General features: G+C 38.7%; 24 protein-coding genes. 11 read left to right on the plus strand and 13 right to left on the minus strand.

What is annotated here, in order from left to right; translation table 11 throughout:
• The first annotated feature begins 110 nt into the window (after nucleotides 1–110).
• A complete protein-coding gene (locus BGM26_RS15940) occupies nucleotides 111–1,307 on the plus strand; it encodes a class I SAM-dependent rRNA methyltransferase (protein WP_217040961.1) in 1,197 nt (398 codons plus the stop codon).
• 94 nt (nucleotides 1,308–1,401) lie between these two features.
• On the opposite strand, the gene gdhA is transcribed toward BGM26_RS15940, so the two are convergent.
• Entirely contained in the window at nucleotides 1,402–2,784 is a 1,383-nt protein-coding gene (gdhA, locus tag BGM26_RS15945) for an NADP-specific glutamate dehydrogenase (protein ID WP_217040962.1), read from the minus strand.
• Between the two features lie 187 nt (nucleotides 2,785–2,971).
• Between gdhA and gltC the strand changes: the two genes are divergently transcribed.
• Nucleotides 2,972–3,877, plus strand: a complete 906-nt coding sequence (gltC, locus tag BGM26_RS15950) for a glutamate biosynthesis transcriptional regulator GltC (RefSeq protein ID WP_217040963.1) — start codon at nucleotides 2,972–2,974, stop codon at nucleotides 3,875–3,877.
• Nucleotides 3,878–4,077: 200 nt separating this feature from the next.
• Here gltC and BGM26_RS15955 read toward each other — a convergent pair whose 3' ends face one another.
• The 3 genes from BGM26_RS15955 to BGM26_RS15965 form a co-directional block, all read right to left on the minus strand.
• Nucleotides 4,078–5,763 carry a hypothetical protein gene (locus tag BGM26_RS15955; RefSeq protein ID WP_217040964.1) on the minus strand — a complete coding sequence of 562 codons (1,686 nt, stop codon included), beginning with the start codon at nucleotides 5,761–5,763 and terminating at the stop codon, nucleotides 4,078–4,080.
• Between the two features lie 180 nt (nucleotides 5,764–5,943).
• Nucleotides 5,944–6,849, minus strand: a complete 906-nt coding sequence (locus tag BGM26_RS15960) for an acyl-ACP desaturase (RefSeq protein WP_217040965.1) — start codon at nucleotides 6,847–6,849, stop codon at nucleotides 5,944–5,946.
• Nucleotides 6,850–7,302: 453 nt separating this feature from the next.
• A complete protein-coding gene (locus BGM26_RS15965) occupies nucleotides 7,303–8,034 on the minus strand; it encodes a DsbA family oxidoreductase (RefSeq protein WP_217040966.1) in 732 nt (243 codons plus the stop codon).
• A 308-nt stretch (nucleotides 8,035–8,342) separates the two neighbouring features.
• Here BGM26_RS15965 and BGM26_RS15970 point away from each other — a divergent pair, with 308 nt between their 5' ends.
• Nucleotides 8,343–8,825 carry a ribonuclease H-like YkuK family protein gene (locus BGM26_RS15970; protein WP_254119612.1) on the plus strand — a complete coding sequence of 161 codons (483 nt, stop codon included), beginning with the start codon at nucleotides 8,343–8,345 and terminating at the stop codon, nucleotides 8,823–8,825.
• Nucleotides 8,826–9,020: 195 nt separating this feature from the next.
• On the opposite strand, the gene BGM26_RS15975 is transcribed toward BGM26_RS15970, so the two are convergent.
• From BGM26_RS15975 to yunB, 6 genes are all read right to left on the minus strand, one after another.
• Nucleotides 9,021–9,488: an SRPBCC family protein gene (locus BGM26_RS15975; RefSeq protein WP_217040967.1), complete on the minus strand. Its 468-nt coding sequence runs from the start codon at nucleotides 9,486–9,488 to the stop codon at nucleotides 9,021–9,023.
• A gap of 262 nt (nucleotides 9,489–9,750) precedes the next feature.
• A complete protein-coding gene (locus tag BGM26_RS15980) occupies nucleotides 9,751–10,482 on the minus strand; it encodes a DUF3784 domain-containing protein (protein ID WP_217040968.1) in 732 nt (243 codons plus the stop codon).
• Nucleotides 10,483–10,859: 377 nt separating this feature from the next.
• Nucleotides 10,860–11,060, minus strand: a complete 201-nt coding sequence (locus tag BGM26_RS15985) for a YwbE family protein (protein ID WP_217040969.1) — start codon at nucleotides 11,058–11,060, stop codon at nucleotides 10,860–10,862.
• Nucleotide 11,061: 1 nt separating this feature from the next.
• Nucleotides 11,062–11,265: a hypothetical protein gene (locus BGM26_RS15990; protein WP_217040970.1), complete on the minus strand. Its 204-nt coding sequence runs from the start codon at nucleotides 11,263–11,265 to the stop codon at nucleotides 11,062–11,064.
• A 195-nt stretch (nucleotides 11,266–11,460) separates the two neighbouring features.
• Nucleotides 11,461–12,378: a ketopantoate reductase family protein gene (locus BGM26_RS15995; RefSeq protein WP_217040971.1), complete on the minus strand. Its 918-nt coding sequence runs from the start codon at nucleotides 12,376–12,378 to the stop codon at nucleotides 11,461–11,463.
• Nucleotide 12,379: 1 nt separating this feature from the next.
• Nucleotides 12,380–13,153, minus strand: a complete 774-nt coding sequence (gene yunB / locus BGM26_RS16000) for a sporulation protein YunB (RefSeq protein ID WP_217040972.1) — start codon at nucleotides 13,151–13,153, stop codon at nucleotides 12,380–12,382.
• 680 nt (nucleotides 13,154–13,833) lie between these two features.
• Between yunB and BGM26_RS16005 the strand changes: the two genes are divergently transcribed.
• Nucleotides 13,834–14,034 (plus strand): cold-shock protein, encoded by a 201-nt coding sequence (locus tag BGM26_RS16005; RefSeq protein WP_217040973.1) that lies wholly within the window; start codon nucleotides 13,834–13,836, stop codon nucleotides 14,032–14,034.
• 207 nt (nucleotides 14,035–14,241) lie between these two features.
• Entirely contained in the window at nucleotides 14,242–14,985 is a 744-nt protein-coding gene (map, locus tag BGM26_RS16010; RefSeq protein ID WP_217040974.1) for a type I methionyl aminopeptidase, read from the plus strand.
• A 136-nt stretch (nucleotides 14,986–15,121) separates the two neighbouring features.
• Here map and BGM26_RS16015 read toward each other — a convergent pair whose 3' ends face one another.
• Nucleotides 15,122–16,177: a lactonase family protein gene (locus tag BGM26_RS16015; RefSeq protein ID WP_217040975.1), complete on the minus strand. Its 1,056-nt coding sequence runs from the start codon at nucleotides 16,175–16,177 to the stop codon at nucleotides 15,122–15,124.
• A gap of 513 nt (nucleotides 16,178–16,690) precedes the next feature.
• Here BGM26_RS16015 and BGM26_RS16020 point away from each other — a divergent pair.
• The gene (locus BGM26_RS16020; protein ID WP_217040976.1) at nucleotides 16,691–17,239 is read left to right on the plus strand and encodes a sigma-70 family RNA polymerase sigma factor; all 549 of its coding nucleotides are present in this window, start codon (nucleotides 16,691–16,693) and stop codon (nucleotides 17,237–17,239) included.
• Nucleotides 17,220–18,290 (plus strand): DUF4871 domain-containing protein, encoded by a 1,071-nt coding sequence (locus BGM26_RS16025; RefSeq protein ID WP_217040977.1) that lies wholly within the window; start codon nucleotides 17,220–17,222, stop codon nucleotides 18,288–18,290. The genes BGM26_RS16020 and BGM26_RS16025 overlap by 20 nt, the downstream gene beginning before the upstream one ends.
• A 220-nt stretch (nucleotides 18,291–18,510) precedes the next feature.
• Here BGM26_RS16025 and BGM26_RS16030 read toward each other — a convergent pair whose 3' ends face one another.
• Nucleotides 18,511–18,957 carry a hypothetical protein gene (locus BGM26_RS16030; RefSeq protein ID WP_217040978.1) on the minus strand — a complete coding sequence of 149 codons (447 nt, stop codon included), beginning with the start codon at nucleotides 18,955–18,957 and terminating at the stop codon, nucleotides 18,511–18,513.
• Between the two features lie 245 nt (nucleotides 18,958–19,202).
• Between BGM26_RS16030 and BGM26_RS16035 the strand changes: the two genes are divergently transcribed.
• The 3 genes from BGM26_RS16035 to BGM26_RS21740 all read left to right on the plus strand — a co-directional run bounded on the left by BGM26_RS16035 (nucleotide 19,203) and on the right by BGM26_RS21740 (nucleotide 20,765).
• Nucleotides 19,203–20,336: a DEAD/DEAH box helicase gene (locus BGM26_RS16035; RefSeq protein ID WP_217040979.1), complete on the plus strand. Its 1,134-nt coding sequence runs from the start codon at nucleotides 19,203–19,205 to the stop codon at nucleotides 20,334–20,336.
• 118 nt (nucleotides 20,337–20,454) lie between these two features.
• Nucleotides 20,455–20,613 (plus strand): hypothetical protein, encoded by a 159-nt coding sequence (locus BGM26_RS16040; RefSeq protein ID WP_217040980.1) that lies wholly within the window; start codon nucleotides 20,455–20,457, stop codon nucleotides 20,611–20,613.
• 17 nt (nucleotides 20,614–20,630) lie between these two features.
• Nucleotides 20,631–20,765, plus strand: coding sequence for a hypothetical protein (locus tag BGM26_RS21740; protein WP_302053253.1), 135 nt, complete (start codon nucleotides 20,631–20,633; stop codon nucleotides 20,763–20,765).
• 65 nt (nucleotides 20,766–20,830) lie between these two features.
• Here BGM26_RS21740 and BGM26_RS16045 read toward each other — a convergent pair whose 3' ends face one another.
• Nucleotides 20,831–22,360: an FAD-dependent oxidoreductase gene (locus BGM26_RS16045; protein WP_217040981.1), complete on the minus strand. Its 1,530-nt coding sequence runs from the start codon at nucleotides 22,358–22,360 to the stop codon at nucleotides 20,831–20,833.
• A 475-nt stretch (nucleotides 22,361–22,835) separates the two neighbouring features.
• On the opposite strand from BGM26_RS16045, the gene BGM26_RS16050 reads away from it, so the two are divergent.
• The gene (locus BGM26_RS16050) at nucleotides 22,836–23,972 is read left to right on the plus strand and encodes a trans-sulfuration enzyme family protein (protein ID WP_217040982.1); all 1,137 of its coding nucleotides are present in this window, start codon (nucleotides 22,836–22,838) and stop codon (nucleotides 23,970–23,972) included.
• The last annotated feature ends 124 nt before the right edge of the window (nucleotides 23,973–24,096 follow it).

Below are 24,096 nucleotides of genomic sequence, written 5' to 3' on the forward strand. Positions count from 1 at the left end.
TCAACAAGAATGTATGATTTCTTCTCTTATAAGTATTATAATGGCAGTGTATATATACTAGATAATAAAATGGTAAGCCAATAAGAAAACTGAATTGATTGGGTGAAGGCATGGATAAAGCAGTACGTTTAATAGTGAAGAATTCATATTTAGGAAATTTTCAAGCAGGATATCCTCTAATAACTGAGGATGCCATCCTCAAAATTCCAGATGGAATCGTAGAAGGCGCAATTTTTGATCTTGTAGATGAGAAAAATAAGTTTCTAGCTAAAGGTTATTATGGCAAGCAAAACAAAGGGAGGGGCTGGATTTTAAGCAGAAACGAGCGGGAAGTGATTGATCAGGTATTTTTCGAGAAGAAATTCAATATTGCCTTGGAAAATCGGGAATCTCTTTTTAAAGATCCAGATACAACCGCTTTCCGGGTCTTCAACGGTGAAGGAGACGGAATTGGCGGATTGACGATTGACTATTTTGCTGGTTATTACGTGATCAATTGGTATAGTGAAGGAATTTATTATTTCAAGGATGAGGTTATTCAGGCGCTCACAAAAGTCGCTGATGTAACAGGCCTATACGAAAAGAAACGATTTGCCGTAAAGGGCACTTATATAGAGGATGATGATTTCGTAACAGGGGAGCAGGCTTCTTTTCCTCTTATCGTAAAAGAAAATGGCATTAACTTTGCAGTTTATCTAAATGATGGTGCAATGGTAGGGGTATTTTTAGATCAAAGGGACGTAAGAAAAACGATTCGGGATAAATATGCGAATGGTAAAACGGTATTAAATACGTTTTCGTATACAGGGGCATTTTCCGTTGCAGCTGCACTAGGTGGTGCAGTGAAAACAACAAGCGTCGATTTAGCGAATCGCAGCAAAAGCAAAACGATCGAACAATTCAGTGTGAACGGGATTGATTATGAATCACACGACATTATTGTTGAAGATGTGTTTAATTATTTCAAATATGCAGTTCGAAAGCAATTATTATTCGATATGGTTATCCTTGATCCACCGAGCTTTGCACGTTCTAAAAAGCATACATTTAGTGCAGGAAAAGATTATCCAGCACTGCTCGAGCAAGCAATTCAAATAACCGAAAAAGACGGAGTTATCATTGCTTCTTCCAACTGCAGTACCTTTAGCATGAGTAAATTTAAAGACTTTATAAAAAAAGCCTTCAATCAAACGGGAGGGAAATACAAAATTCTCGAAGAATTTAGTCTTCCTGAAGATTTTAAGACGATAAAGGAATTTAAAGAGGGGAATTACCTTAAAGTTGTTTTTATTAAAAAAGAGGTATAACTTTTCTCGGATATAAGAAAAGTTATATTTACTAATCAAGTAAAAAAGAGGTGCTTAGAATTTTCTAAGCACCCTTTTTTATAAGTGTTTCCCTTTAAACCAATCCCTGTACAATCATGGCGTCGGCTACTCGGATAAAGCCTGCGATATTAGCGCCAACAACGAGGTTGCCAGGATAGCCGTAATCATCAGCAGCTTTCACACTGCTGCGGTAAATGTTTGTCATGATGCTGTGGAGTTTTTCATCCACTTCTTCAAAAGTCCAGGCTAGCCTTGCACTGTTCTGGGCCATTTCAAGAGAAGAAACTGCTACGCCGCCTGCATTGGCAGCTTTTCCTGGTGCGAAAAGGATGTCATTGTTAAGGAAGACATCAATAGCTTGCAATGTTGATGGCATGTTGGCTCCTTCGCCGATCGCTTTGACCCCATTAGCAACGAGGATATTTGCTGAACATTCATCAATTTCATTTTGAGTTGCACATGGCAATGCAATGTCACAAGGGATGGACCAGATTCCAGAACAACCTTCGACATATTGGGCGTGCGGATGTTCATTAACATATTCATAGATCCGTTTATATTCGACTTCTTTGAGACGCTTGATCGTTTCAAGGTTCAGACCATTCTCGTCATAAATATAGCCATTTGAATCACTGCATGCAACCACTTTAGCACCCAATTGGATAGCTTTTTCAATCGCATAGATTGAAACATTGCCTGATCCGGATACAATTACTGTGCTACCCTCGAAGGTAAGCCCCTTGTCTGCCAGCATTTCTTCAACAAAATAAACGGTCCCATAGCCTGTTGCTTCTTTGCGTCCTAGGCTCCCGCCGTATCCAAGACCTTTCCCTGTTAAAACGCCGGCTTCATACGCACCGCGGATCCGCTTGTATTGCCCGAACATATAACCAATTTCTCTTGCACCGACACCGATGTCTCCAGCAGGCACATCAACATCAGGTCCGATATATTTGCAAAGCTCAGTCATGAAGCTTTGTGTGAAACGCATGATCTCACCGTCTGATTTTCCCTTCGGGTCAAAATCAGATCCGCCTTTTCCTCCGCCGATGTGTTGCCCAGTTAAGGAGTTTTTGAAGATTTGTTCAAATCCGAGGAATTTGATGATGCTAGTATTAACGGAGGGATGGAAGCGGATGCCGCCTTTGTAAGGACCAATCGCACTGCTATACTGAACACGGAATCCACGGTTCACCTGTACTTTCCCTTTATCATCTGTCCAAGGAACGCGAAAAGTAATCACTCTTTCAGGTTCCACGATTCTTTCAAGTATGCCGTGATTGATGTATTTTGTATGTTTGGAGAATACAGGTACGAGTGAATCGAATATTTCCTTTACTGCTTGATGGAATTCAAATTCGAAAGGGTTACGAATTTTTACTGTTTCATACACTTCATTCACATAATCAATCGCAGCTTTAGTTTCGTTACTTTTCACTTCCTCTAATGTTTTCATATTTTATCAGTCTCCTCTAATATCGAATGGATGGTAAAATTACGACAAATACTGTATTTAAACTGCATATTTATTTAAAAATTGGATTTTCTATTAAGGAAATTTTATAATGAAAAAACAATCTAAACAATATGAATAATAGATAATATCAATGCCGTCATGAGATGAATGGGGAGAGGTGAGCGATATGGAGTTACGACAAATCCAATATTTTATGGAAGTTGCGAAGCGAGAGCATGTGACGGAGGCCGCTGTTGCCTTGCATGTAGCCCAATCCGCTGTCAGCAGGCAGATTGTTAATTTGGAATCAGAGCTAGGGGTTGATTTATTTATCCGTGAGGGCAGAAACGTTCGCTTGACTCTTATTGGTAAAATATTCCTTGAGTATATGGAAGAAGCAATAAGTGTAATTGAGAATGCAAAACGTGAAGTAGACGAGTTTTTAGATCCGAAGAAAGGGACGATCCGCATCGGCTTTCCGAGCAGTTTAGCTGCATATACATTACCTACAGCGATATCTGCTTTTCGAAGTCGCTATCCGGAAGTGAAATATCAGCTGAAACAAGGCTCCTACCATCAGTTAATTGAAGGGGTCATAAAAGGCGAGATGGACATGGCACTGCTAGGCCCGGTGCCAAAAGGTGAAAAAAAGGTAAAGGGAAATATTTTATTTACCGAAAAAATTGTTGCCCTGCTTCCAATCAAACACCCACTAGCTGATAAAAAGTCTTTGAAATTAAGTGAATTACGAGATGCTTCATTTGTATTGTTTCCAAATGGCTACATTTTACGCGAAATTATCGTGAATGCTTGTGGGCAGCAAGGTTTTCAGCCTAAAGTATCTTTCGAGGGGGAGGATATTGACGCGATTAAAGGATTGGTCTCAGCTGGTCTCGGTGTAACACTCATTCCCGAAATTACGTTGATTGACAGCTTGCCGCGCCAAACAGTAAAAATTCCGGTCATTGATCCCCAAGTCACCCGAACAGTTGGGGTGATCACACCGAGTGACCGCGAGATGCTTCCGACCGCAAAACTATTCCAAGAGTTTTTAAATGAATTTTTTGCGATGCTTGGCAGCTTCCAAAAATAGGACTATCGTGTCTTTCTGCAGTGCCTGACTATCAGGTGCCAGGCACCATCCGTGGACAAATCACGAATGAATGTCTTTCTGCAGTGCCTGGCACCGTCCGTGGACAAAACACAGATAAATGTATTTTTAAGGTGGACGTTGATGATAAAAAAACACGATGGTGCTCTTAAAAGAACTCCATCGTGTTATTTAAAGAAGAATTATTCCAGACCCTCAATCACTATTTCCTTTGCAGGTGAGAAGTCTTCTCCGGTATCCAAGTAGTTAACCTTAACTTGATCTCCTTCCTGTAAATAAATAGACATTGGACTGTTTTCAGAAGATATCACATAGCTATGACGGTTATCTAATAGGAATGAAACAATCGTGAAATCACCAGACCTTTCTTTGTAGACTCTCACAACAGTTCCACGAATATGTTTTTCTTCCGCTTTGGAGCTGCCGTCCACGGTACTGCCTCCTCTTTGTAAGGCTGTTTTATACAGTTTTAACGCTTCATTTGGAGTAATCGCATAGGCAGAAATCTCTGGATTTGCCGCTGATACGATAAAGTAATTTTGCAGGAACCCATTCGAATCCAGTACTGGAGTTAACCAACTTGCTTCACCGTAAAAGTTATAAATAACGGGCATTTCTCCATACCACTCTTTTTCGATAAATTTCTTTTCAATAATTTGCAAAGCCCCTTGTGAATCCATGTACGATTCTTCAAGATTCCCAGTATAATAAGTTGCTTTTCCGGTTCTTGAGTTTGTAAGCGAGTATCCAAGCATCGAATCGACCCCTGCTTTAGGACTAGTGAAATCAGTGAAATAATGCATCACACCATTTTCGTCAAAAATCGGACTGACATTGGCGACAGTTCCTTCATCGGAAGGAAGTTTCACGTCTCTTTTTCCAAATAGGCTATTCCAAAATCCATGTACGTAATTTCCATAATAGCTATTTTGTAAACTAACGGCTTCAGGTGAGACTGCTCCGTCAATAAATGCGGGAACATCTGCTAAAATATAAGTTTTTGTTTCTCCACTCTTCGGGTCAACCATGACAATTCCCTTCACTTTAAATCCATTACGGGCGGAAATAAATTCACCAAAAGAACGAATATAAAATGGTTTTCCATTATCATCAATCTCTAATCGTGGATCGCCATAAAAAATATGCTTCGGATATTGCATACGAATATGTCGTTCAATATCTTTATTAAAATACGAAGAAGGAGTATAAATCATTTCCGCTTTTACAAATTTAGGGGTTGCCGAAGAATCGGTTGCGCTGATCGTAAAGTAACCAGGCGTCACTTTCCCATTCAACCATTTGAAAAAGCCAGAAAACTCGACTGGCGCAATGTAGACATATTTCCCATCCACCTTCTGGATTTGCAGATGTCCCAGTTCATAATAACTCGTATTCGGAACTTGGCTAAACGCTTTCCTCATTTTATTACGGGCGAACTGCGGTGGAACACTAGCTGGTGTTTCTTTCTCATCAAACGTCTCAATTTCCATTTTAACTTCCATTTTTGCCGTTTCATATTTTTCATCGGCATTAGAAAGAAATGCGGTGAGGAAATACCCGCCTATAAAAAGACTTCCTAAGAACAGAACTGCTTTGATCATCTGCTCCTTTCCGGAGGCAAAGAACATTCCTGCCGCGGTAATGATGATGAGAAAAAACCATAAAGAGGAAAAATTCCGATCTAGATTAGTAAGATAATAGAAAGAAAATACAAGGAATACTGAAAGCAGGATGGTAGCAATCGGGGCAGCAGTTTTCCTCAGTTGCATACCCCTTTTTTTATTTGCTTCTTTATTTTTAGAGTAGGGGATTAGCACAAGCGAGGCTGCTAGCCCAGCAATAAGTGAAAATAGGTAAATGTTTCCCATAAATTGTCCCTCTTCGAAGTTGTTATTGTTATATTTAAGAATAATATAACAGAAAAGTTCCATAGAGTGTTATTGGTGTATTTTTCCAGGTGGATAAAAAGAGGTGGTGCCTGGCACCACCCGTGGACAAATCATATGCAAATGTCTTTCATCGGTGCCAGGCACTTTCATCTTTCTACATTATGAGCGGTGTTTTTCCGTAGAAGCGTAAAAACGATCTCTTACACGTTTAAGCCTAGCGTGGTAATTAAGGATATCTAGACGGGCCTTTTCTGCTTCAGGAGCGATAGGTCTCAGATTCTCCAAATCCCAATAGTCCACAATAACATCTAACACTTGATCAAAATATTCTAGTGGCCCGTAATTCGCTTCCTTTGCAATAATGGCCATTCGATCTTCGAAATCAGGCATAACTGCACCAGGCATTTGGAAATTCTTAATTACGTGCCCAAGGTAATAGCAATAATTCGGTTCCAATTGTAAATGGAATTTGATGACGTCACGATAAAAAGCATAATGAAGGATTTCGTCTTTTGCCAGTCTTCTAAGAAGAGTCGCCAAGTCCTTATCATGTTCCCCTGCTACTTTTGCAACGTTATTATAAAAAACCATCGTTGCTAATTCTTGGAGAGCCGTATATACCATCGTTTCAAAGGGAGTGTGGAAATCAGGCTCCCATCCTTCTTCAACCGTTTGCTTATGCAATTGGCGAAGTCGCTTAGGATCTACATTTCTTGTGATTAGTAGATAATTCTCTAAAAGGTTCGAGTGCTGATCTTCTTCTGCAGTCCAAGTATGAACAAAATCCTTGATTACAGTGAGAGAACCTTTAAAGGTTTGATTGAGATAGGATGTGAACCAAGGTAAGTTAACCTCTGTTAAAAGTGCTGTTTCTACAGCTGTAACTACTCCTTGCGGTAGTGTTACTTGTTCTGGAGTCCAAGGAACTCTTCGAAAATCCTGTGCTTTGTCCCAAGGCAGAAAGTCATGATATCCCCAATCAATTTTTTCCGCTCGTTTCTTGTGTTCCTCGTAAAGTTCCTTCAACTGCGGTTCAAGCCTAAAGTCTAAATGGTTCGTCAGCAAATGTGTTTTCCTCCTCTTTTTAATATTCCTATTTTTCCGTTAAATCATTCTGTTCATTTATATCACATAAACACTATCGTTAACAGATTAATTCATAAATATAGGGTAAACCAGATAAGAGCAAGGTGAAACTAACAATAAGTGGTAGTTTCTCATAATATAAATAACGCAGATTTCCTTAATGGAAACTGCGTTATTTTCATCTCTATAAAAAGGAAGGGAGGTGTCTTCAGAATAATTAGGTTCCTCTTCACACAATTCACCGCACTGATCACAGCTAATAAAAGTGTCGTTTGTGTGGAATCCAACATACCCATGCGTTATTCTTGGATTTCCCAGGTTGTTTCCCATTCTACTTCAAAATGATAATTACATTTATGACAGTAAAACTCGGCAGACCAAAAGTATTCCTTTTCCTCCCGTTTTCTTTTTTCATTGTAAAAGCCCTTTCAACTATTCCTCATTATTTGGAATCGCACAGCTCCCATCCGTACAACTGGCATCTGCTGCTCCTCCAACAGAAAGGTCTTTCAATTTAGGTACAGATGACTCCTCTTCCCATACTTTTTGCAGCGCATTTGCAAATGTTTCAGGAGGCTGAGCACCTGAGATTGCATATTTTTGATTAATAATAAAATAAGGCACGCCACTAATGCCATATTGCTGAGCTATGGCTTCATCGATTCGAACATCATTGGCAAAGGCAGTTTTGTCTTGAAGAATATTTAATGCTTCCTGACGGCCAATCCCGACTGTCTCTGCAATATCTGCCAGTGTTTCTTGATCACTTAAATCCTTTGATTCTGTAAAATAAGCATGAAGAAGTTTTTCCGTTAGGACGGATTCTTTTCCAGCTGTTTTTGCGAATTTCGCGAGGCGGTGGGCATCAAATGTACTTCCAGGCTTCATCTCATCAAAATTGAACGTCAATCCTACACTCGCTGCTTGCAGCCCAACGCTCTTGTTTGCTTCCTTAGCTTGTTCAATGCTCATCCCATATTTTGCCGCCAGTACTTCGTGAATATTTTTACCACTATACTTTGGCGCATTTTGATCAAGTTCAAAGCTTTTAAATTCGACCTCAACTTGATCTTTATGTGGAAAATGGGCAATTGCTTCTTCTAACCTGCGCTTCCCGATATAACAAAATGGACAAACAAAATCAGACCAAACTTCAATTTTCATACCGTCACCTCAACTATTTTACATTTCTTTCAATAGTAGCATATCCTGTGAGAAATCATTTGAAAGATGCTCATACAAAAAATGATTTGTCCAAAGTGAATTTTTTAACAAATAATCTTAAAAACTAACAACAAGCACTATATAACTCAATATAATAATTGTACCAACATGCTATTAGAAAGAAGTAAGGTCCCATTCGGTAATTATATGTGGAGTTTAATGAATACGATCCCAATATAATGTGGTGATATCAGGTGAAAACTGATTTGAATAGTCCATACATGTTTCAAAATTTACAGGAGCGAAATATGACGTTTGAGCAAGTGTTTAACCGAATTCTATTGTTCATGAATAGAAATCCCTCCGGAAATTATCGGCTAATGGTCGGGACTGATTCCCAAGTCCATTGTAAGCAAACTGTATTTATTACGGGAATCGTCATTCAAAATGAAGGGAAGGGTGCATGGGCCTGTATAAGAAAAGGAATTATCCCCCGTAGAATGCTTCATTTGCATGAGCGGATTTCCTATGAAACTTCCTTAACTGAAGAAACTGTTTCAATGTTCACTTCGGAGCGGAAAAATCAAATGATTGATATTGTGCTCCCCTATATTTATCATGGAGCAACATTTATAATGGAAGGCCATTTGGATATCGGGGCAGGAAAAAGGAATAAGACGAGGGAATTCGTGAATGAGATGGTGTCAAGGCTCGAATCAATAGGAGTCGAACCAAAGATTAAGCCGGATGCGTTCGTGGCCTCAAGCTATGCTAATCGTTACACAAGATAGATTGATAAAAGCGTATAAATAAAGCGGAAGACTCAAAACCAAAGTTCAGATAACACAACAAAATATTGTTGAGTGAATGAGTTAACTTCCACCACATACAGATAGAAAGTGAAGTCAGGCTTTTTGAGTCATCCTTTTCTTTATATGTTTTACAAGGATATTAGGGATTCGCGATATTCCGTCTAACGGAAGAATCTATTTCGAAATGTTAATGTTCGCGTGATACCCTTCTTCTATTTTTGCAGCGACCGCTTCTGTCAGTTCGGCTGTGATTTCAGGAAGTGACGTATTTAATATCGAATTCGCCATTTTTGCCATCAAGCCTTCTGCATTGATATCGAGGAAGCCGGTCATATTTGTATTAGTTTCATTTCGCACTTCCGCACGGAAATAGCCATTGCCTGTAAACTTTTCGTTCATCCCTATTAAATCAAATGTTACTTTTGTCGGTTCTTGCCAACTCGTAATATCCACTTTCAATTGAACTTTTTTCTTCATAATGCCAATATCGGTTTTAAAGCTCCAGGTTGATTCCTTTTCGCTTATAATATGGTGTTCCAAATAACCAGGTACGAGTGGTGCCCAATTATCGATCCTGCTTACAAATTCCCATACTGAACGAATGGGCATATTCACTTCAACTTGATGGCTATAACTCGGCATTCTTTTACCGCCCCTTTTGATAGAGTCTTTACATAAATATCTATTCAAATTATTAGGCTGGTATTCCATTCAAGTTTTTAGTGATAGGCGTCGTTCGTGAGTAGGTGTGAATTTTGAAATTAAATAATAAATTGGTAAAGGTCAGAGTTGAATTAAGGTAGGATCTAACTATCCACTTGAATCAGAGTTGTTATCGCTTGATTTCTTGTTTTATTTTGCTCAATTTACAAGTTCTACAATTTACTTTGGTTGGAATTTTAACTTATTTTACTAAGTGTACTTTTTCATTCAGTTGCATAAACCAAGCCCTCGTCAACTCTGGATCTTTATCATTAACAAAGATTTTCCTGTTTTTCAATTCAATATAGATGTAAGGTGAAGAGTCTTTCTGGATAAAAAGCAGACTGCTGCCATAATCCTTAACCTTAAAACGCCCTTTCGCCAAAGTTGGTAGCCCTACACCGTTCTGTTTCCACGTGATTTCGGGCATCCCCTCCATTAATTCAATCCGCTTAATATCCTCTATCGCCCATTCATTTCCATATATGCCTGTGATTTCAAAGCTGTCTTTTTTGATAATTAATTCATAACCCTGATAGCTAGACATAGAAAGAAAGATTAGGGTTCCCAATACGCCTACAAAGAGGACTGTACTGATCAAATAACTGCGCTTTCGTTTTTTTGGTACTTCATATTTAGACAAATAAATGAGTCCCCCAAGTAAAAAAACGAGCATGAATCCGAATTGAACTTCCATTGCATATTTGAATTGTGTGAAAAGCAATGGCAGGAGGATCAGCATGCCGCCAGCAGTTGCAATCAGTAAGGCCCCAACCTTTTGCGGAAAACCATTTGCAATCAATTGCTGCTTTTCTTCCTCCGAACGTGAAGCAAGTCCAGAAATCAGCCAATAAGCTTCCTTTTTCCGAATGGCCCACCCAAACACGGAAAACAAGAGGATTAGAAATAATTGAGTACTTACAAGTGCCCACATAAAAAGGCCTCCTTTAAAAGTGTTAAATAACAAAACCATCTTAAGAGAGATTTTTACAGTTTAATCTATCTAAAAGAAAATGACAGAAGGGAAACGAAAAATAATTTTTTTAGAGTCTTTTGGCCTTTGGAGCTTAGAATATCTAAGGTTTTTTTGTGTCTTTTCTTTCAGGTAGTAAAATGATTGGCCTAGAAAAAATTTTCGCTTAAATCATTTGCCAGCTTCCTTTTTTCGCCCGAATCGGGGCAATTTCGCTTAATTATTGGATTTTAGCCTGATTAAGGGTTCCGAGTTTATTTTCATTCAGCTACCAATAAAAAAGAAAGTATTTCCGGCAACTAATTACTTCTCAATTGCCTGAAACCCTTTCCGTTTTTCTAGTTATTGCTTAATATTTCCTTTACCCGACCGACTTGTCCGTCTTCAAGCCTAACTTTTATTCCATGGGGGTGGGAGCTAGATTTAGTTAATATATCTTTTACGATCCCGCTAGTCAGTTTTCCTGTCCGTTGGTCCTGTTTCAATACGATATTCACCTGAATACCTGGAGAAATATTTGACCGATTTTGTCCGTTCATATTAAACGCCCGTCCGTCTTCGCTGATTATTCGTCTTTTTGGTTTGCTGGCTTTTCAAGGGCTGAGTCTTCTTAATGAGACCATTATTTGATTGACCTGCTGTTGCGTTTTGTTTTTTACTAGCTAGCTTTTGCATCATCGCATCCTTAAGATTAACCTTCTTTTTTATTTCTGTTTGCTGCTCATTTTTTTCTATATTAGTCATATGAGTGAATCTCCTTTTTCTAGTATCTCTTCATTATAATTGAATTGAAGTCATCATGATAGGGGAGAGAAAATAAGAGAAAATCCCTCACTTTAGTCGTGGTTTCGATTGATTCCCGTATTTTAATAGGAGAAAGTCAGAAGGGAAGCCAGACACTTTCCGAAACAATCGTTTTTAGAAAGTGTCTGGTTTTTCTTATTGCAAAGATTTTTCATAGATTTTTAAATTGGCATAGACGGTTTCCAAAGTAGGGGCTTTAATCCTTTTTGCCTGTGCTTGCTCTAATAAGTAGCCAAAGAAATGCTCAGCCTCAATTGGCAATTGTTTCTCCATATCCCTTTGGAGGGAGGACTTCATATCATAGCCGATTTCTTTTAGTTTATTCATTTGAACCCCTTCTATTTGGTCCATGATTGGTGCGCCGATAGCCCTCATGATTTCGGTTGCTTCATGAAGAACTCTTTGAATCGTTTGAAAACCAAATTCCAGATCACGAATAGGTCCTATTGGTGAGCGGAAAAGGGATGTAACACCAGATAGTGTCGAGATAAATAAGTATTTATGCCACATTTCCTGTTCAATATTTTCCGAAAGGCGGAAGTTTGCCTTTGTTCCTGAAAATACATCCATCAATTTCAAAATCCGTTCTGTTTTCTTTCTGTTTCTTTCCCCGAAAACAAAATCATGGATCGGACTTGTTTGAACGACTTTGCCGTTCTCATCAAGGGTCGTTTCAATAAAACACAACCCACCAAGAACCTGTTCTTCCCCAAACGTCTCAATTAGTTCATTAACATGGGCAATTCCATTAAGGAGAGGAAGGATCAGTGTATTCTCGCTGACATAAGGTCGGATACTTTCAATGGCGTCCTGCAGATGATAAGCCTTCGTTGAAAGAAGAATGACATCGAAAGGATCTGCTTCTTCCCCAGTTAAAAGGGTCTTCGGCTTCAATTTAATATCTCCATGAATACTTTCAACGATCAGTCCGTCCCGATTCAACTGCCGTTTTCTTTTTTCTCGAACAAGAAATGTAACATCCTCGCCCTTTTCTAAAAGGCGCCCGCCAAAATAGCCTCCAATGGCGCCTGCACCAATAACTAATATTCTCATTTCAATTTTCTCCTTTAGTCTGATTTGGTGGTGGAATAAAGGAAGGAGTAAAATTCTGTTGTCCACCCCCATTATAATATTGAGGCACTTCTCCAGGCAGAAACAAGTCACCGACTTTAACTGAATTAGAAATTTCAATTGGCTCCTTTTTTAGAGGAATAATGACATTCATTCGAACGGTCATATTGATATAGAGTTCTAGATAGGTGTTGTTAATTCCTGTCGGAACGATTTTTGTTTCCACATTTGAAGTGACAGCACCGAGAAATTCTAATTTAACTGGAATCTGGGGTCCTAAATTGGAAAGTAAAGTCATATTTGTCGCCATCCCTAAAGGAATTTGATAGACAACACCGTTTGTTTTTCGAGGATCGGCCTCTTTAACCTCTTTCCCTTCTTTGAACTTTTCTAATTCTTCTATTTCACCAGCTTCTACATAATCCAAGTATTTTTGTACCCAAATTGTTGCTTCAGAAATGACTTTATTATAATTTGGATTAAAACTATAACTTGTTTCCCCGGCATTTTCGTGTTTCACAATCAATTCATTAATATCAATGCTGTCAGAGATTTTTTTCGAAATCGCATCATTGATCGCTTGAGCTGCTAATTGACGTGATTTAGTTACGGCTATGCTCATTAATGACGGTTCAAGATTTTTGTTAATGATAATCAAACTGATCACCGTGAATATATTAAAAATAATAAACGTAATTAAAAATACATATTTAAATGGCAGAGGACCTTTGAAAGTCTTTCTCCTTTTTGAAATCACATAAAACCCTCCTGCTCCGAATGAATGCTTTCACTCTTTTTCATTTCAACTTGGTTTCTTTCGTGTTCATCAGGTGTTCTTAAAAGGGGATAAATGGTTTATATTTTAGGAGCTTAAGTTTAATTATTTCAGCGGGATTGGCCCCTTTGTACAAATATATGTTTGTAATAAGAAAATAAAACGGAGCGTTTTGTCTCTTTTTGTGGGATTTTGTTGAATATTATGGAGTGAATGTCACCATATAAAAAACACACGCATTCGCGGAGCAATTGCAATCAGCCTAACGAAGTGACATTGTCGCATAAGTATCCGGTATCGCCGCGTAAATTTCGGAAAAGCCCTGCATAAAGTTATAGAACTCCCGTATAAATTTTAGGGTGATTTACCTTTTGATAACTAAAGCGTAAGAGGTAAAATGTTAAAATTAATGCTAAGTGTGCTAAATATTAGGTAATAATATTGGATAAAAGGTACCGGATTGTGTTCATACTTTCATTTTTTCTTTAAAAAGTTGATTTTTATCATTCAATCGTTTGCTAATTTTTTTTTTATCTGTTATCATAAAGAGAATTATTTTTGTTCGCTATGTAAGGAAAGAATAAGTTTGATACTTTTCGCCTGAATATGTTTGAGCAAGAATAGTAATACATTGTGTGTTTATACACTGGGAGGCAACAAAAATGGCTACAGGTAAAGTTAAATGGTTTAACGCAGAAAAAGGATTTGGATTCATCGAAACATCTGAAGGACAAGATGTATTCGTTCACTTCTCAGCTATTCAAAGCGAAGGTTTCAAATCACTTGACGAAGGTCAAGAAGTTTCTTTTGATGTTGAAGAAGGCCAACGTGGACCTCAAGCATCTAACGTTGTTAAATTATAATAATAATTAGCAATGGAAAAACAGACTCTAAATTTTAGGGTCTGTTTTTTTTGCGTTCATCTTTTAGAAATTGCAATATATCTTGTCATTCATTTGTAATTCGTGTAAAGGGTTATTTCAGTTCTTTTCCCTAATTCCCTTTAAGTTCATCGAAATTAGAATATAATAAGAAAGATAAACATTTAACGTAAAAGGTAGGATATCAAAATGATTGTAAAAACAGAAGAAGATTTAAAAGCCCTTAAAGAAATTGGCAAAATCGTAGCAATAATACGTGATGAATTAATCCAGAAAGCCAAGCCTGGCATCACAACAAAGGAGCTGGATGATTACGCTGGCAAGCTTTTTGAAGAGCATGGAGCGATTTCGGGACCTAAAGGGGAATATGACTTTCCTGGTTTCACTTGTATTAGTGTTAATGAAGAAGTGGCACATGGGATTCCTGGGCAGCGGGTCATTCAGGAAGGTGACCTCGTAAATATTGATGTTTCCGGTTCGAAAAATGGCTATTTTGCTGATACCGGTCTTTCGATAGTTATCGGTGAAACGGACAAAAAACTAATGGATCTTTGTGAGATTGCTCAAAAGGCTTTTGAAGAAGGCTTGAAAAAAATAAAAGCAGGGTCAAAACTCAGCATGATTGGAAAAGCGGTCAACAGAACGGCCAATCAGCATGGGTATACAGTGATTAAAAATCTCACAGGCCATGGAGTTGGCAGATCTTTGCACGAGAAGCCAGATCACATATTAAATTACTTTGAACCATGGGACTCTCAATTGCTAAAGGATGGAATGGTAATTGCATTCGAACCCTTTATATCAACGGGAGGGGAAGAAGTCGTTCAACTTGATGATGGCTGGACATACGTCACACCTGAGAAAAGCTTCGTCGCACAGTGCGAACATACGATTATTGTCACAAAGGGAGAACCGATTATCCTTACTAGGTGATTCAGGCATCTATCGAGTATTTATACACGAAAGCCCTCTATTTTTTAAAAATAGAGGGCTTTTTTGTATGGATTATTTTTCAACCCATATTTCAAAAAGGGGGATATCCCTCTTTTGAAGATTCCTTATTAAAAACTTAGACGTGTAAAAATTTAACACAAACCGGATCTGGGACAATCACATCAGATTGTAATAATGTTAATTTACCTGTCGTTCCATCTCTCGAAAATAAGACAAGGTTACTTGAATTTTGATTGGATGCAATTAAAAACTTTTCAGTAGGGTCCAACACGAAGTCCCTAGGCCAATTTCCCTCAGTTGAAGTATGTTCTACAAAGCTGACCTTCCCTGAATCCTGATTGACACTAAATACAGCAATGCTGTCATGCCCGCGGTTTCCCGCATAAATAAAGCGACCGTCAGATGAGATGTGGATGGCGCTGCCTTGATTGTTGTCGTTAAAGTCTTCAGGAAGTGTAGAAATGGATTGAAGCTGAGTAAAACTGCCATCCACCGCATGATAGTTTAATACAATGACCTCTGAACTAAACTCAGTCATGACATAAGCGAATTTTCCATTCGGATGGAATACAAGATGTCTTGGTCCACTGCCTGGCTTCACCGACAAACTGCTTTTTTCTGTCAATACTCCCTCATTTACCAGATAGGTAAAAATTTTATCAATTCCAAGATCGACGACTGCTACGTACTTCTCATCTGGAGTAGGTCCAGCATAATGGGTATGCGGTTTCTCCTGCCTTTCATCCGGCCCTGAACCAGTATGTTCGATGACAGAGCTTGGTGGTTGAACCAATCCAATATCATGATTCACTAAAAAGGACTCGACCGTGCCTTTGTGATAATTTGAGCTAAAGATCACGCTGTTTTTGCTATCAACACTCACATGGCAAGGAGGAGCCCCTTTTGAAACTTGGCTACTTAAATCCTTTAAAGTACCATTTTGAGCATTAATTTCAAAAGCAGCAATCCCGCCTGCGTCACCTTCCTTCACAACCGAGTAAAGAAATTGGTTGTTCTTGCTAATCGTTAAGTATGTTGGATTATCAAGCTTTGCAGCCAATCTGACGTCAGTTATTTTTCCTGTTTCAGTATCTAAGGTAAACGTATAAATGCCCTCGCTGTTCCCCTTCGTATACGTTCCAACATATCCAATTAGTTTGCTTTTGACCATAAAATAATTCCCCCTTATTTCAAACTAGATGATAATTACTCTATCATAGAATTCCGCAAAACAAAAAATATCCATCGGCAAAGTGAATCGAATGATAGGTTTCTTAGTGAATTGATATATTTAGAGTTGAAAGTAAAACTAGCAAAGTCGATAATAAATCTGTGAAAAGGATAATAATAAAATTTATGCACGACTGTAAAATACCTCCATTTAACCAAGTATTGTTTGCCTTCCAACTCAGAAGTAAATAAATCCCCATCTTACATTCCGCCAACAAACTTAATGGTTTTAACTTTATTCAGCAGAAGTCTCTAAACGATATAAGTGGCGAGATGAATGCAAAAGGTATCCAATTCAGTGGGGGTTCAAACCCCAGCTGAATAAAGTTAAGCAGCTCGATAAAAATCTGGGCGCAAATACGCCAAGGCGAATTTGATATTACCTTTCAATATTTTCATATATTTTGGAACCTTATCATGTTAAAAAAGTCTAATGAACACAGGGAGGGGGATGATGGTGTTTTCAGAAAATGATGTTCTTCTGGCGCAAAGTGGTGATCAGGAGGCTTTTATGCGATTAATTAATAATTGCGAGAATTCCTTGTACCGGGTAGCTAAGGGGATTCTAAAGGGAGATATGGAATGCGCGGATGCCATTCAGGAATCCCTTTTAAAAAGCTATCAATCCATTTCCAAGCTTAAAAATCCGCATTATTTTAAAACATGGCTTATTCGGATATTGATCAATGAATGCAACGATATTTTGAAGAAAAAGAAAAGAAATCTTCCGCTAAAAGGTGTAGAAAGCATCGTGGATCAACAATCGGACAAAAAAGGATTTGATGAGCTATCTGCAGCCATATCTGAGCTAAATGATAAATACCGATCAGTCGTGGTTTTATTTTATTTCGAGGAGTGTTCGATAAAAGAAATTGCAGAGATTCTCAAAATAAGAGAGGGCACAGTTAAATCAAGATTAAATCGTGCTCGTTCAATGCTTGCAACCTGTCTTAATGAAGCCAATGAAGAAAGGGGAGCTGAAAATGGACCATTCAAGAATTGACATGGAAATAAAAAAAATGATCAAAAAAGAGGAACTTGAAATACCTGCCGCTGTCAAACAGAGAATGAATCAAACACTTTATAATCTCCCAAAGCAAAAAAAGGGTCATTATTTTGCCTCTCCATTGAAGTATTTATTAAGCGGTGCAGCCTGTATCCTGCTAACCTTGGCGGCAATTTCTTACTTTTTATCTAATGAAACGGCTTCTCCACCTCTTGATAAAAACCATACAAGCGGAGGAAAAGAGGATGGAAGTGAGGTAATTATCCACGATTATATGTATTCCGGTGAGAGTGAGCACTGGAGGGGATCGGTTGAGTTTTTTGGAAAAGGTGTGTTTTATAAGAGGGAAGATGGCAGTTTTTTGGACTATGACAGTGAATCGGAAAGCTTTTTTCTTATCGAGTATAAAGGGGATCTTGAAGAAATAGCAGGCATGGAGGTTTCCTACAATTATAAAACCGGTACAGGAGGAGGTAGCGGCACGATAGATGAGATGGATCAAAAAACGATTTCAGGCAGTTCAGGAGGAAACGGGGCGATGATGCAAAAAGATGAAGTCGTCGAAGTGACAGTCGAGTGGGAAGGAAAAAAAGAGTCCCTCTTCTTGAAACCGGACGATATTAAAAAAAGCGGAAATTGGGAGGTTACCCCAACTATTCCGTCACCGCCCATTCCTGCAGTAGACGGGGAGCATATCTATACTTTGAGAGGTTTGAAGGGAAAGGCGTTCTATCTTGATACTGGAGAATTAAAAGCAGGCGTTGCTTATAAAACAAGATGGTTCTTTTGGGGAGATGACCTGAAGGAAGACCCTGGTCAATGGCTCAGAATAACCGCTGTTCAAAAGGATACAGGTAAAAAAGAAAACATTGTCGTTTCTGATAATTGGGAAATAAACAATCCACAATATGTGGACATGAAAGATGTTCTTAAGGCTCAGGCCTCTCAGCATGTCATGATGACATTGCCGTCTCCGGGTTTATGGCGCCTTGATGCTTATATAGGAGATAAATATTATGCAAGTATTGTTGTAAAAGTGAAGAAGTAAGAATTTGAAAACCCCCACCAAATTAGATGTGTTGGTGGGGATTTCTTCTCTTATTACAAGGTATTATTGCGGTGCAAATGAGGCTTGTCATCATCAGTTAAAGATTGAATAATATTTCTTGCTGCTTCCAATAACCCATTGATAGTTGGCATAATATTCACTCATCCTCTTATGTCCAACTTCATTCATTTCATATCTCCTCTTTTTTTGCTTTGTTATTTTAAAAAAGGAATATACTATTTGGAAGGGCGGAGAAATCCATCTTTTTTAATAAAATGTCAGCATTTACTATATTATTGATGGTGAAAAAATAAGTGTTGTTTTGATCGTCGTAGGTCATTATATATGGACTTCCTTCAATGGGAAAGATAATGATCACTTCATCAATTAGGTCATTGATCCACTGGTTGTGTACCTTTATGGAAGGATCTAAAGGAATTTTAACCATAAACCCTTTCTTTGGTATTGGGTTAATGTTTTTGTAAAGATCTTTAATTTCAGATAGAAATTTTCCTGCTACTGATTGAATATCAGGATTTGTGGGAATCGTTTTTATGATAGTTCTTTTTTCAATATCAAAGATTTCGATTTGATTGTTATTTTGAGCCTGTGTGTGTGAAATAATGATAAAAAATCCAATAAATATGATGAAAATCTTCGGAAACATAATAAACCACCTCATAAATAATATTTCCGATGGATACATATTTTATCAAAACATGATCGTACGTTGTGATTGGCAGGACTAGACATCTTTACCTTCATAAGCTAGTATCATTAGCGATACTAGTTTTTTGCGATGATTGACCATACTAATAGTATGTTTAATCTGAAAAAACAGATGGAAAATGTAGTGCAAAAAAGTTAGGTTATTCCTATTTCAAAAATTCGATTATATACAAGGAGATACATATGACACATTCTCTTATTACTAGTATGAAGCCGTTTATACAAGAAGTCTGGAAAAAATACGAATTTGAACAACCGACAACGATACAGACAAGGGCGATTCCAGCCGCTTTAGAAGGAAAAGATCTTATTGCTGAATCACCGACTGGAACAGGAAAGACGCTAGCTTATTTGCTACCAGTTCTTGAGAAATTGGATGCTGATAAAAAAGCAGTACAGGCTGTGATCATTGCCCCGTCCCAGGAGCTAGTTATGCAAATCTTGGAGGAAGCCCAAAAATGGGCAGAAGGCAGCGGCATTCGGTCAGCATCCTTTATCGGCGGGGCGAACGTAAAAAGACAACTGGAAAAGTTGAAAAAGCACCCCCATATTGCCATTGGAACGCCGGGAAGAATGCTCGAATTAATCAAACAAAAAAAGCTGAAAATGCATGAAGTAAAAATGATTGTGCTTGATGAGGGCGACCAGCTGTTAGTTCCTGAGCACATGGAAACGGTCAGGAACATTGTCAAATCAACATTAAGTGAACGGCAGACCGTGCTTTTTTCTGCGACTCTCCCCGAAGCTACTGAGCAGCTTGCACAGGATCTGACAAAGAATGCTGAAGTGATAAGGATTGAAAAGGATGAAACGATTGATGCTTCGGCCGTCGATCATCTTTACTTTGTTGCGGAGCAAAGAGATAAGATAAAAATGCTCGAAAAAATCTCTAGACTTGAATCAATCAAAGCTTTAGTTTTTGTCAAAGATATTGGAAATCTAACGGTCATAGCTGAAAAATTAGCATACAACCATATTTTATCAAGCTCCCTTCACAGTGATTTAAATAAAATTGATAGGCAAAATGCCTTGAAGGACTTCCGTACCGGTAAAACGAATATGCTGCTTGCGACTGATGTGGCTGCAAGAGGGTTAGATATTAAAGGCGTAACCCATGTCGTTCATACTGATTTTCCGAAGGATCTCAAACAATATGTCCACCGCTCCGGAAGAACAGGCAGATTTGGCGCTAGCGGAACGGTCATTTCTCTTGTCACCGAAAGAGAAGAAAGAGAACTAAAAAAGTTTGCGAAAGAACTCGGAATCCAAGCTGAAAAGAAAGTGATGCGTGGCGGTAAAATAGTCAATGCAGACTAGCGGGTAAATATACTTGAATAAGGAATAATAAAAGGCAGATACTACTCATTGAACCAATCTTACTTTTCATGATATTTAACTTTATTCAGCAGAAGTCTCTAACGATATAAGTGGCGAGATGAATGCAAACAGGTATCCAATTCAGTTGGGATTCAAACCCTGGCTGAAAAAAGTTAAGCCTCCGGCGGATGCCTCAGATTTTTTAAAAGAATTTATCGAGCAAGCTAAGGTAAAAATCTGGGCGCAAATACGCCAAGGCGAATTTGATTATGAATAAAAGGAGTAGTGATTGCAATGGGCAGAAAAAAACTTGGAAATGCAAATGCACAACGAAACAATAATGTGAAAAAAGGCAATCGAACAAGCTCGGAATTGGTTGAATTTACAACTGGAAGCGAAAATCCTAGAAAGAACAAGCGGCAAGATTAGCAGCTGTCTAAAAGAAATTAAAAAATCCTCTTTCTTAATTGGAAGAGGATTTTTTGTTGTCATATTTACTCCATATCTACTTTCTTTAGCGGCTTTTTCGCCGGTCCGCTGAAAACTTCTCCATTATAAGAAAACCGTGATCCATGACAAGGGCAGTCCCAAGTTCTGTCACCGTGATTCCACTCGGTTTCACAGCCGAGATGTGTGCATGTCGTATCGACAAGATGAAGTTTGCCGTCCGTATCTTTGTAGGCACCGGTTCTTTTTCCGTTAACCATGACGACGGCGCCCTCATCAATTTCTAAGTCACTCGGTTCCTTCGGCGCTACTTCAAGTTTGCCTTTTATCAAATGCCCTGCCACATCAGTGTTAATCGAAATGAGTTTCTTAATGCCTGGATCGGCTTGAAATCTCGCCGGGTCGAATAGCTCCTGGTAAGGATTTTTCTTTTCTAAGATAATATCTTTTAGCAGCATGGCAGCTGCTGTTCCGTTTGTCATTCCCCATTTCCTGTAACCTGTTGCAACAAGGATGTTTGACCTTTTGGATGTAATCGGGCCGATATAAGCAACTTTATCAAGCGTAATTAAATCCTGAGCTGACCAACGGTATGGAAAATCAGTGATTCCAAAAACCTTTTCTGCAAAATTTTCAAGTGCTTCATAATGCTTTATTGTGTCAATTCCTTGGCCGGTCTTATGACTTTCACCGCCAACAAGGATTAACTTTTCCCCATTATAGGGCGTATACCGAAGTGAGCGGGTCGGCTCGTCAGCACTAATATACATTCCGCCTGGAAAATCCTTTTTCGCCTTTATGCCAAGAATGTATGATCGGTCAGCATGCATCCTCGCAAAGTAAAAGGCCATCATGTCGACAAAAGGGAAATGGGATGCGGCGATGACGTGTTTGCATTTAACCCGATGTCCGTCCCTTGTTATCACAACAGGATGATCGCCTTCCCCGATATCAGTAGCTGTCGTGTTTTCGTAAACAACCCCACCGAACTCGACAAAATCCTGCAATAACCGTTGTAAATATTTTAGAGGATGAAACTGTGCTTGATTCCTCATCATTAAAGTAGCCTTTGTGCTGATATCAAAAGGGATGCCATCTACTAAGCTGCCGTTAATGCCGATTTTTCGATAGGCGTCCAATTCTTTTTCGATCTTTTTTGCGTATTCGTCTGAGGTGGCATACATAAAGGCATCCTCATTACTAAAGTCACAGTCAATTTGCTTTTCCTTTGTTGTATTTCGAATAAAATCTAGTGCACCAGTGGATGCTTCGTAAAAAAGCTTTGCCTTTTCTAAGCCAAAATGGCTGATAAGCTCATCATAAATAAGACCATGCTGTGCGGTAACTTTTGCTGTTGTATGGCCAGTTGTACCACTTAATATTTGCCCTGCTTCCAAAATAGCGACTTTAAACCCTTCTTTAACAAGCAGATACCCGGCCGTAATTCCAGTAATCCCGCCTCCGACAATGACAATGTCAGCGGATATGTGTTCGGATAATTTCCCGAATGATGGAAGAGAGAGATCTCTCCAATAAGATTCCGGATATTGGGGCATTTTAAAATTCGATTTAGTCATATGTCTCCTCCTGTATCACTATACTCATACATAATTTTTCCAATAGGTGGCATTTGTATTCAAATATAGGTAGATTAACGCCCTATTTTTCGTTGACGTTAAAAAATGTTATTGATATAATTCCATCTAAATCAATTCAGACTATTGTGTTTTTTGTTAGGCTGTTTTTGTAAACTTTGTTGCTTTTTTAGTGTGATATTATTCAATTATCTAAGTTGATTGGAGCGGAGGGCACTTGACTCCTTGAAAATGCTATCGCATTTCCTTCGTGCGTGGGTAGATTCAAGGATGGAAATTCATTATCCTGCGGGAAATAGAGGGAAGCGGGAGACCCCGCAGGCGGTGACGCCGAGGAGGCTTCCGTCCCTCCCCGCGGAAAGCAAGTGCCCACAGCGACAAAAAACAACGGGCAAACTTTGAAGGCTAAAACAGGCTAGATTAACACAGCCAATAATAAAAGGGGATGGATAAGGAAATGAATTTTGAAACAGCTGTTTTACATAAAAACAAAAAGATAGATCGTGTGATTAAAAGTAAAGTAACACCAATTTATCAAACATCTGCATTCGCTTTTAATGATTTAGAAGAGCTAGAAGGTTTCTTTCAGGGAAATGGAAATTATCTGTATTCACGAGTAGGGAATCCCAACACAGATGAGCTTGGCGAAACGATCGCCCGGTTGGAGGGGGCGCCTGCTGGAGTGGCCGCTTCTTCAGGGCTTTCGGCAATTTTGGCCGGGGTATTAGCGGTCGTTAGTAACGGCGATCATATTGTTGCTGCAGATGATTTATACGGCGGAAGCTTCCACCTAATAAGAGAAGAATTAGGTCAAATGGGGATTGATGTAACGTTCGTTTCTTTCGCAGATATTAATAAAGTTGAAGAAGCGATCAGGGAAAATACGAAGCTTTTGTATACTGAATCCATTACGAACCCTCTTTTAAGGGTCGAGGATCTTGCCAATGTCGCAGAGCTTGGAAAAAAGCACAAGATTACTACATTAGTAGATAATACATTTGCAACGCCTTATCATTGTCAGCCTTTTCTTCAGGGGATTGATTTAGTTGTGCACAGTGCGACGAAATATATCGGCGGACATAGTGATATTACAGCCGGTGTCGTAGTCGGTTCTGAAGCGCTCATTGAAAAAGCAAGGGCCAAAATCGTCAATCTTGGGACAAATTTAAGTCCGTTTGAGGCGTGGTTAACATGCCGAGGGTCGAAAACACTGGCGCTAAGAATGAAATCACAATCATTAAATGCAAAATTATTAGCTGAAGCACTACTCGGCAACCGACATGTTGAGAAGGTATATTACCCGCTCTCTTTCCGCGATGAGGGCTTTGGCGCAATCGTTACGATCGAGTTAGCTGAAACGGTAGAGGTAAACGAATTCTTTAAAGGACTGGAATGGATAAAAATTGTTCCAACTCTTGCAGGAGTTGAAACATCTGTATCACATCCATTAATAACCTCTCATCGCGCTCTTCCGCCAGAAACTAGTAAAGAACTTGGTATTACTAATCATGTAGTCCGAATTTCAGTCGGGATTGAACATATAGAAGATATCATTCAACAATTTGAAAAGGCAATTGAAAAAGCTGTCAAATAAGAGGTTTCGTTAAATATATCTGCATTGTTGTAAAAATAAGGCTGATTTCGTAAAGTTTGCTTTTTTATAATGTGATTTTTATTTAATAATCTGAGTTGGTTGGAGCGGAGGGCACTTGACTCCT

The sequence above is a fragment of the Bacillus sp. FJAT-29790 genome, from assembly GCF_019039215.1.
Taxonomy (GTDB): Bacteria; Bacillota; Bacilli; order Bacillales; family Cytobacillaceae; genus Cytobacillus.

Bases quoted from the DNA above. Each gene is read 5' to 3' on its own strand.
- BGM26_RS15985 (WP_217040969.1), bottom strand. From the start codon at position 11,060: ATGAACGGACAAAATCGGTCAAATATTTCTCCAGGTATTCAGGTGAAT.
- BGM26_RS16020 (WP_217040976.1), top strand. From the start codon at position 16,691: ATGGTGTTTTCAGAAAATGATGTTCTTCTGGCGCAAAGTGGTGATCAG.
- BGM26_RS16030 (WP_217040978.1), bottom strand. From the start codon at position 18,957: ATGTTTCCGAAGATTTTCATCATATTTATTGGATTTTTTATCATTATT.
- BGM26_RS15975 (WP_217040967.1), bottom strand. From the start codon at position 9,488: ATGCCGAGTTATAGCCATCAAGTTGAAGTGAATATGCCCATTCGTTCA.
- BGM26_RS15955 (WP_217040964.1), bottom strand. From the start codon at position 5,763: ATGGGAAACATTTACCTATTTTCACTTATTGCTGGGCTAGCAGCCTCG.
- BGM26_RS16040 (WP_217040980.1), top strand. From the start codon at position 20,455: ATGAATGCAAACAGGTATCCAATTCAGTTGGGATTCAAACCCTGGCTG.
- gltC (WP_217040963.1), top strand. From the start codon at position 2,972: ATGGAGTTACGACAAATCCAATATTTTATGGAAGTTGCGAAGCGAGAG.
- BGM26_RS15980 (WP_217040968.1), bottom strand. From the start codon at position 10,482: ATGTGGGCACTTGTAAGTACTCAATTATTTCTAATCCTCTTGTTTTCC.
- BGM26_RS16045 (WP_217040981.1), bottom strand. From the start codon at position 22,360: ATGACTAAATCGAATTTTAAAATGCCCCAATATCCGGAATCTTATTGG.
- BGM26_RS15940 (WP_217040961.1), top strand. From the start codon at position 111: ATGGATAAAGCAGTACGTTTAATAGTGAAGAATTCATATTTAGGAAAT.
- BGM26_RS16005 (WP_217040973.1), top strand. From the start codon at position 13,834: ATGGCTACAGGTAAAGTTAAATGGTTTAACGCAGAAAAAGGATTTGGA.
- BGM26_RS16015 (WP_217040975.1), bottom strand. From the start codon at position 16,177: ATGGTCAAAAGCAAACTAATTGGATATGTTGGAACGTATACGAAGGGG.
- BGM26_RS16025 (WP_217040977.1), top strand. From the start codon at position 17,220: ATGGACCATTCAAGAATTGACATGGAAATAAAAAAAATGATCAAAAAA.
- BGM26_RS16035 (WP_217040979.1), top strand. From the start codon at position 19,203: ATGACACATTCTCTTATTACTAGTATGAAGCCGTTTATACAAGAAGTC.
- BGM26_RS15990 (WP_217040970.1), bottom strand. From the start codon at position 11,265: ATGACTAATATAGAAAAAAATGAGCAGCAAACAGAAATAAAAAAGAAG.
- BGM26_RS15995 (WP_217040971.1), bottom strand. From the start codon at position 12,378: ATGAGAATATTAGTTATTGGTGCAGGCGCCATTGGAGGCTATTTTGGC.
- BGM26_RS16050 (WP_217040982.1), top strand. From the start codon at position 22,836: ATGAATTTTGAAACAGCTGTTTTACATAAAAACAAAAAGATAGATCGT.
- BGM26_RS15965 (WP_217040966.1), bottom strand. From the start codon at position 8,034: ATGAAAATTGAAGTTTGGTCTGATTTTGTTTGTCCATTTTGTTATATC.
- BGM26_RS15970 (WP_254119612.1), top strand. From the start codon at position 8,343: ATGACGTTTGAGCAAGTGTTTAACCGAATTCTATTGTTCATGAATAGA.
- map (WP_217040974.1), top strand. From the start codon at position 14,242: ATGATTGTAAAAACAGAAGAAGATTTAAAAGCCCTTAAAGAAATTGGC.
- gdhA (WP_217040962.1), bottom strand. From the start codon at position 2,784: ATGAAAACATTAGAGGAAGTGAAAAGTAACGAAACTAAAGCTGCGATT.
- BGM26_RS21740 (WP_302053253.1), top strand. From the start codon at position 20,631: ATGGGCAGAAAAAAACTTGGAAATGCAAATGCACAACGAAACAATAAT.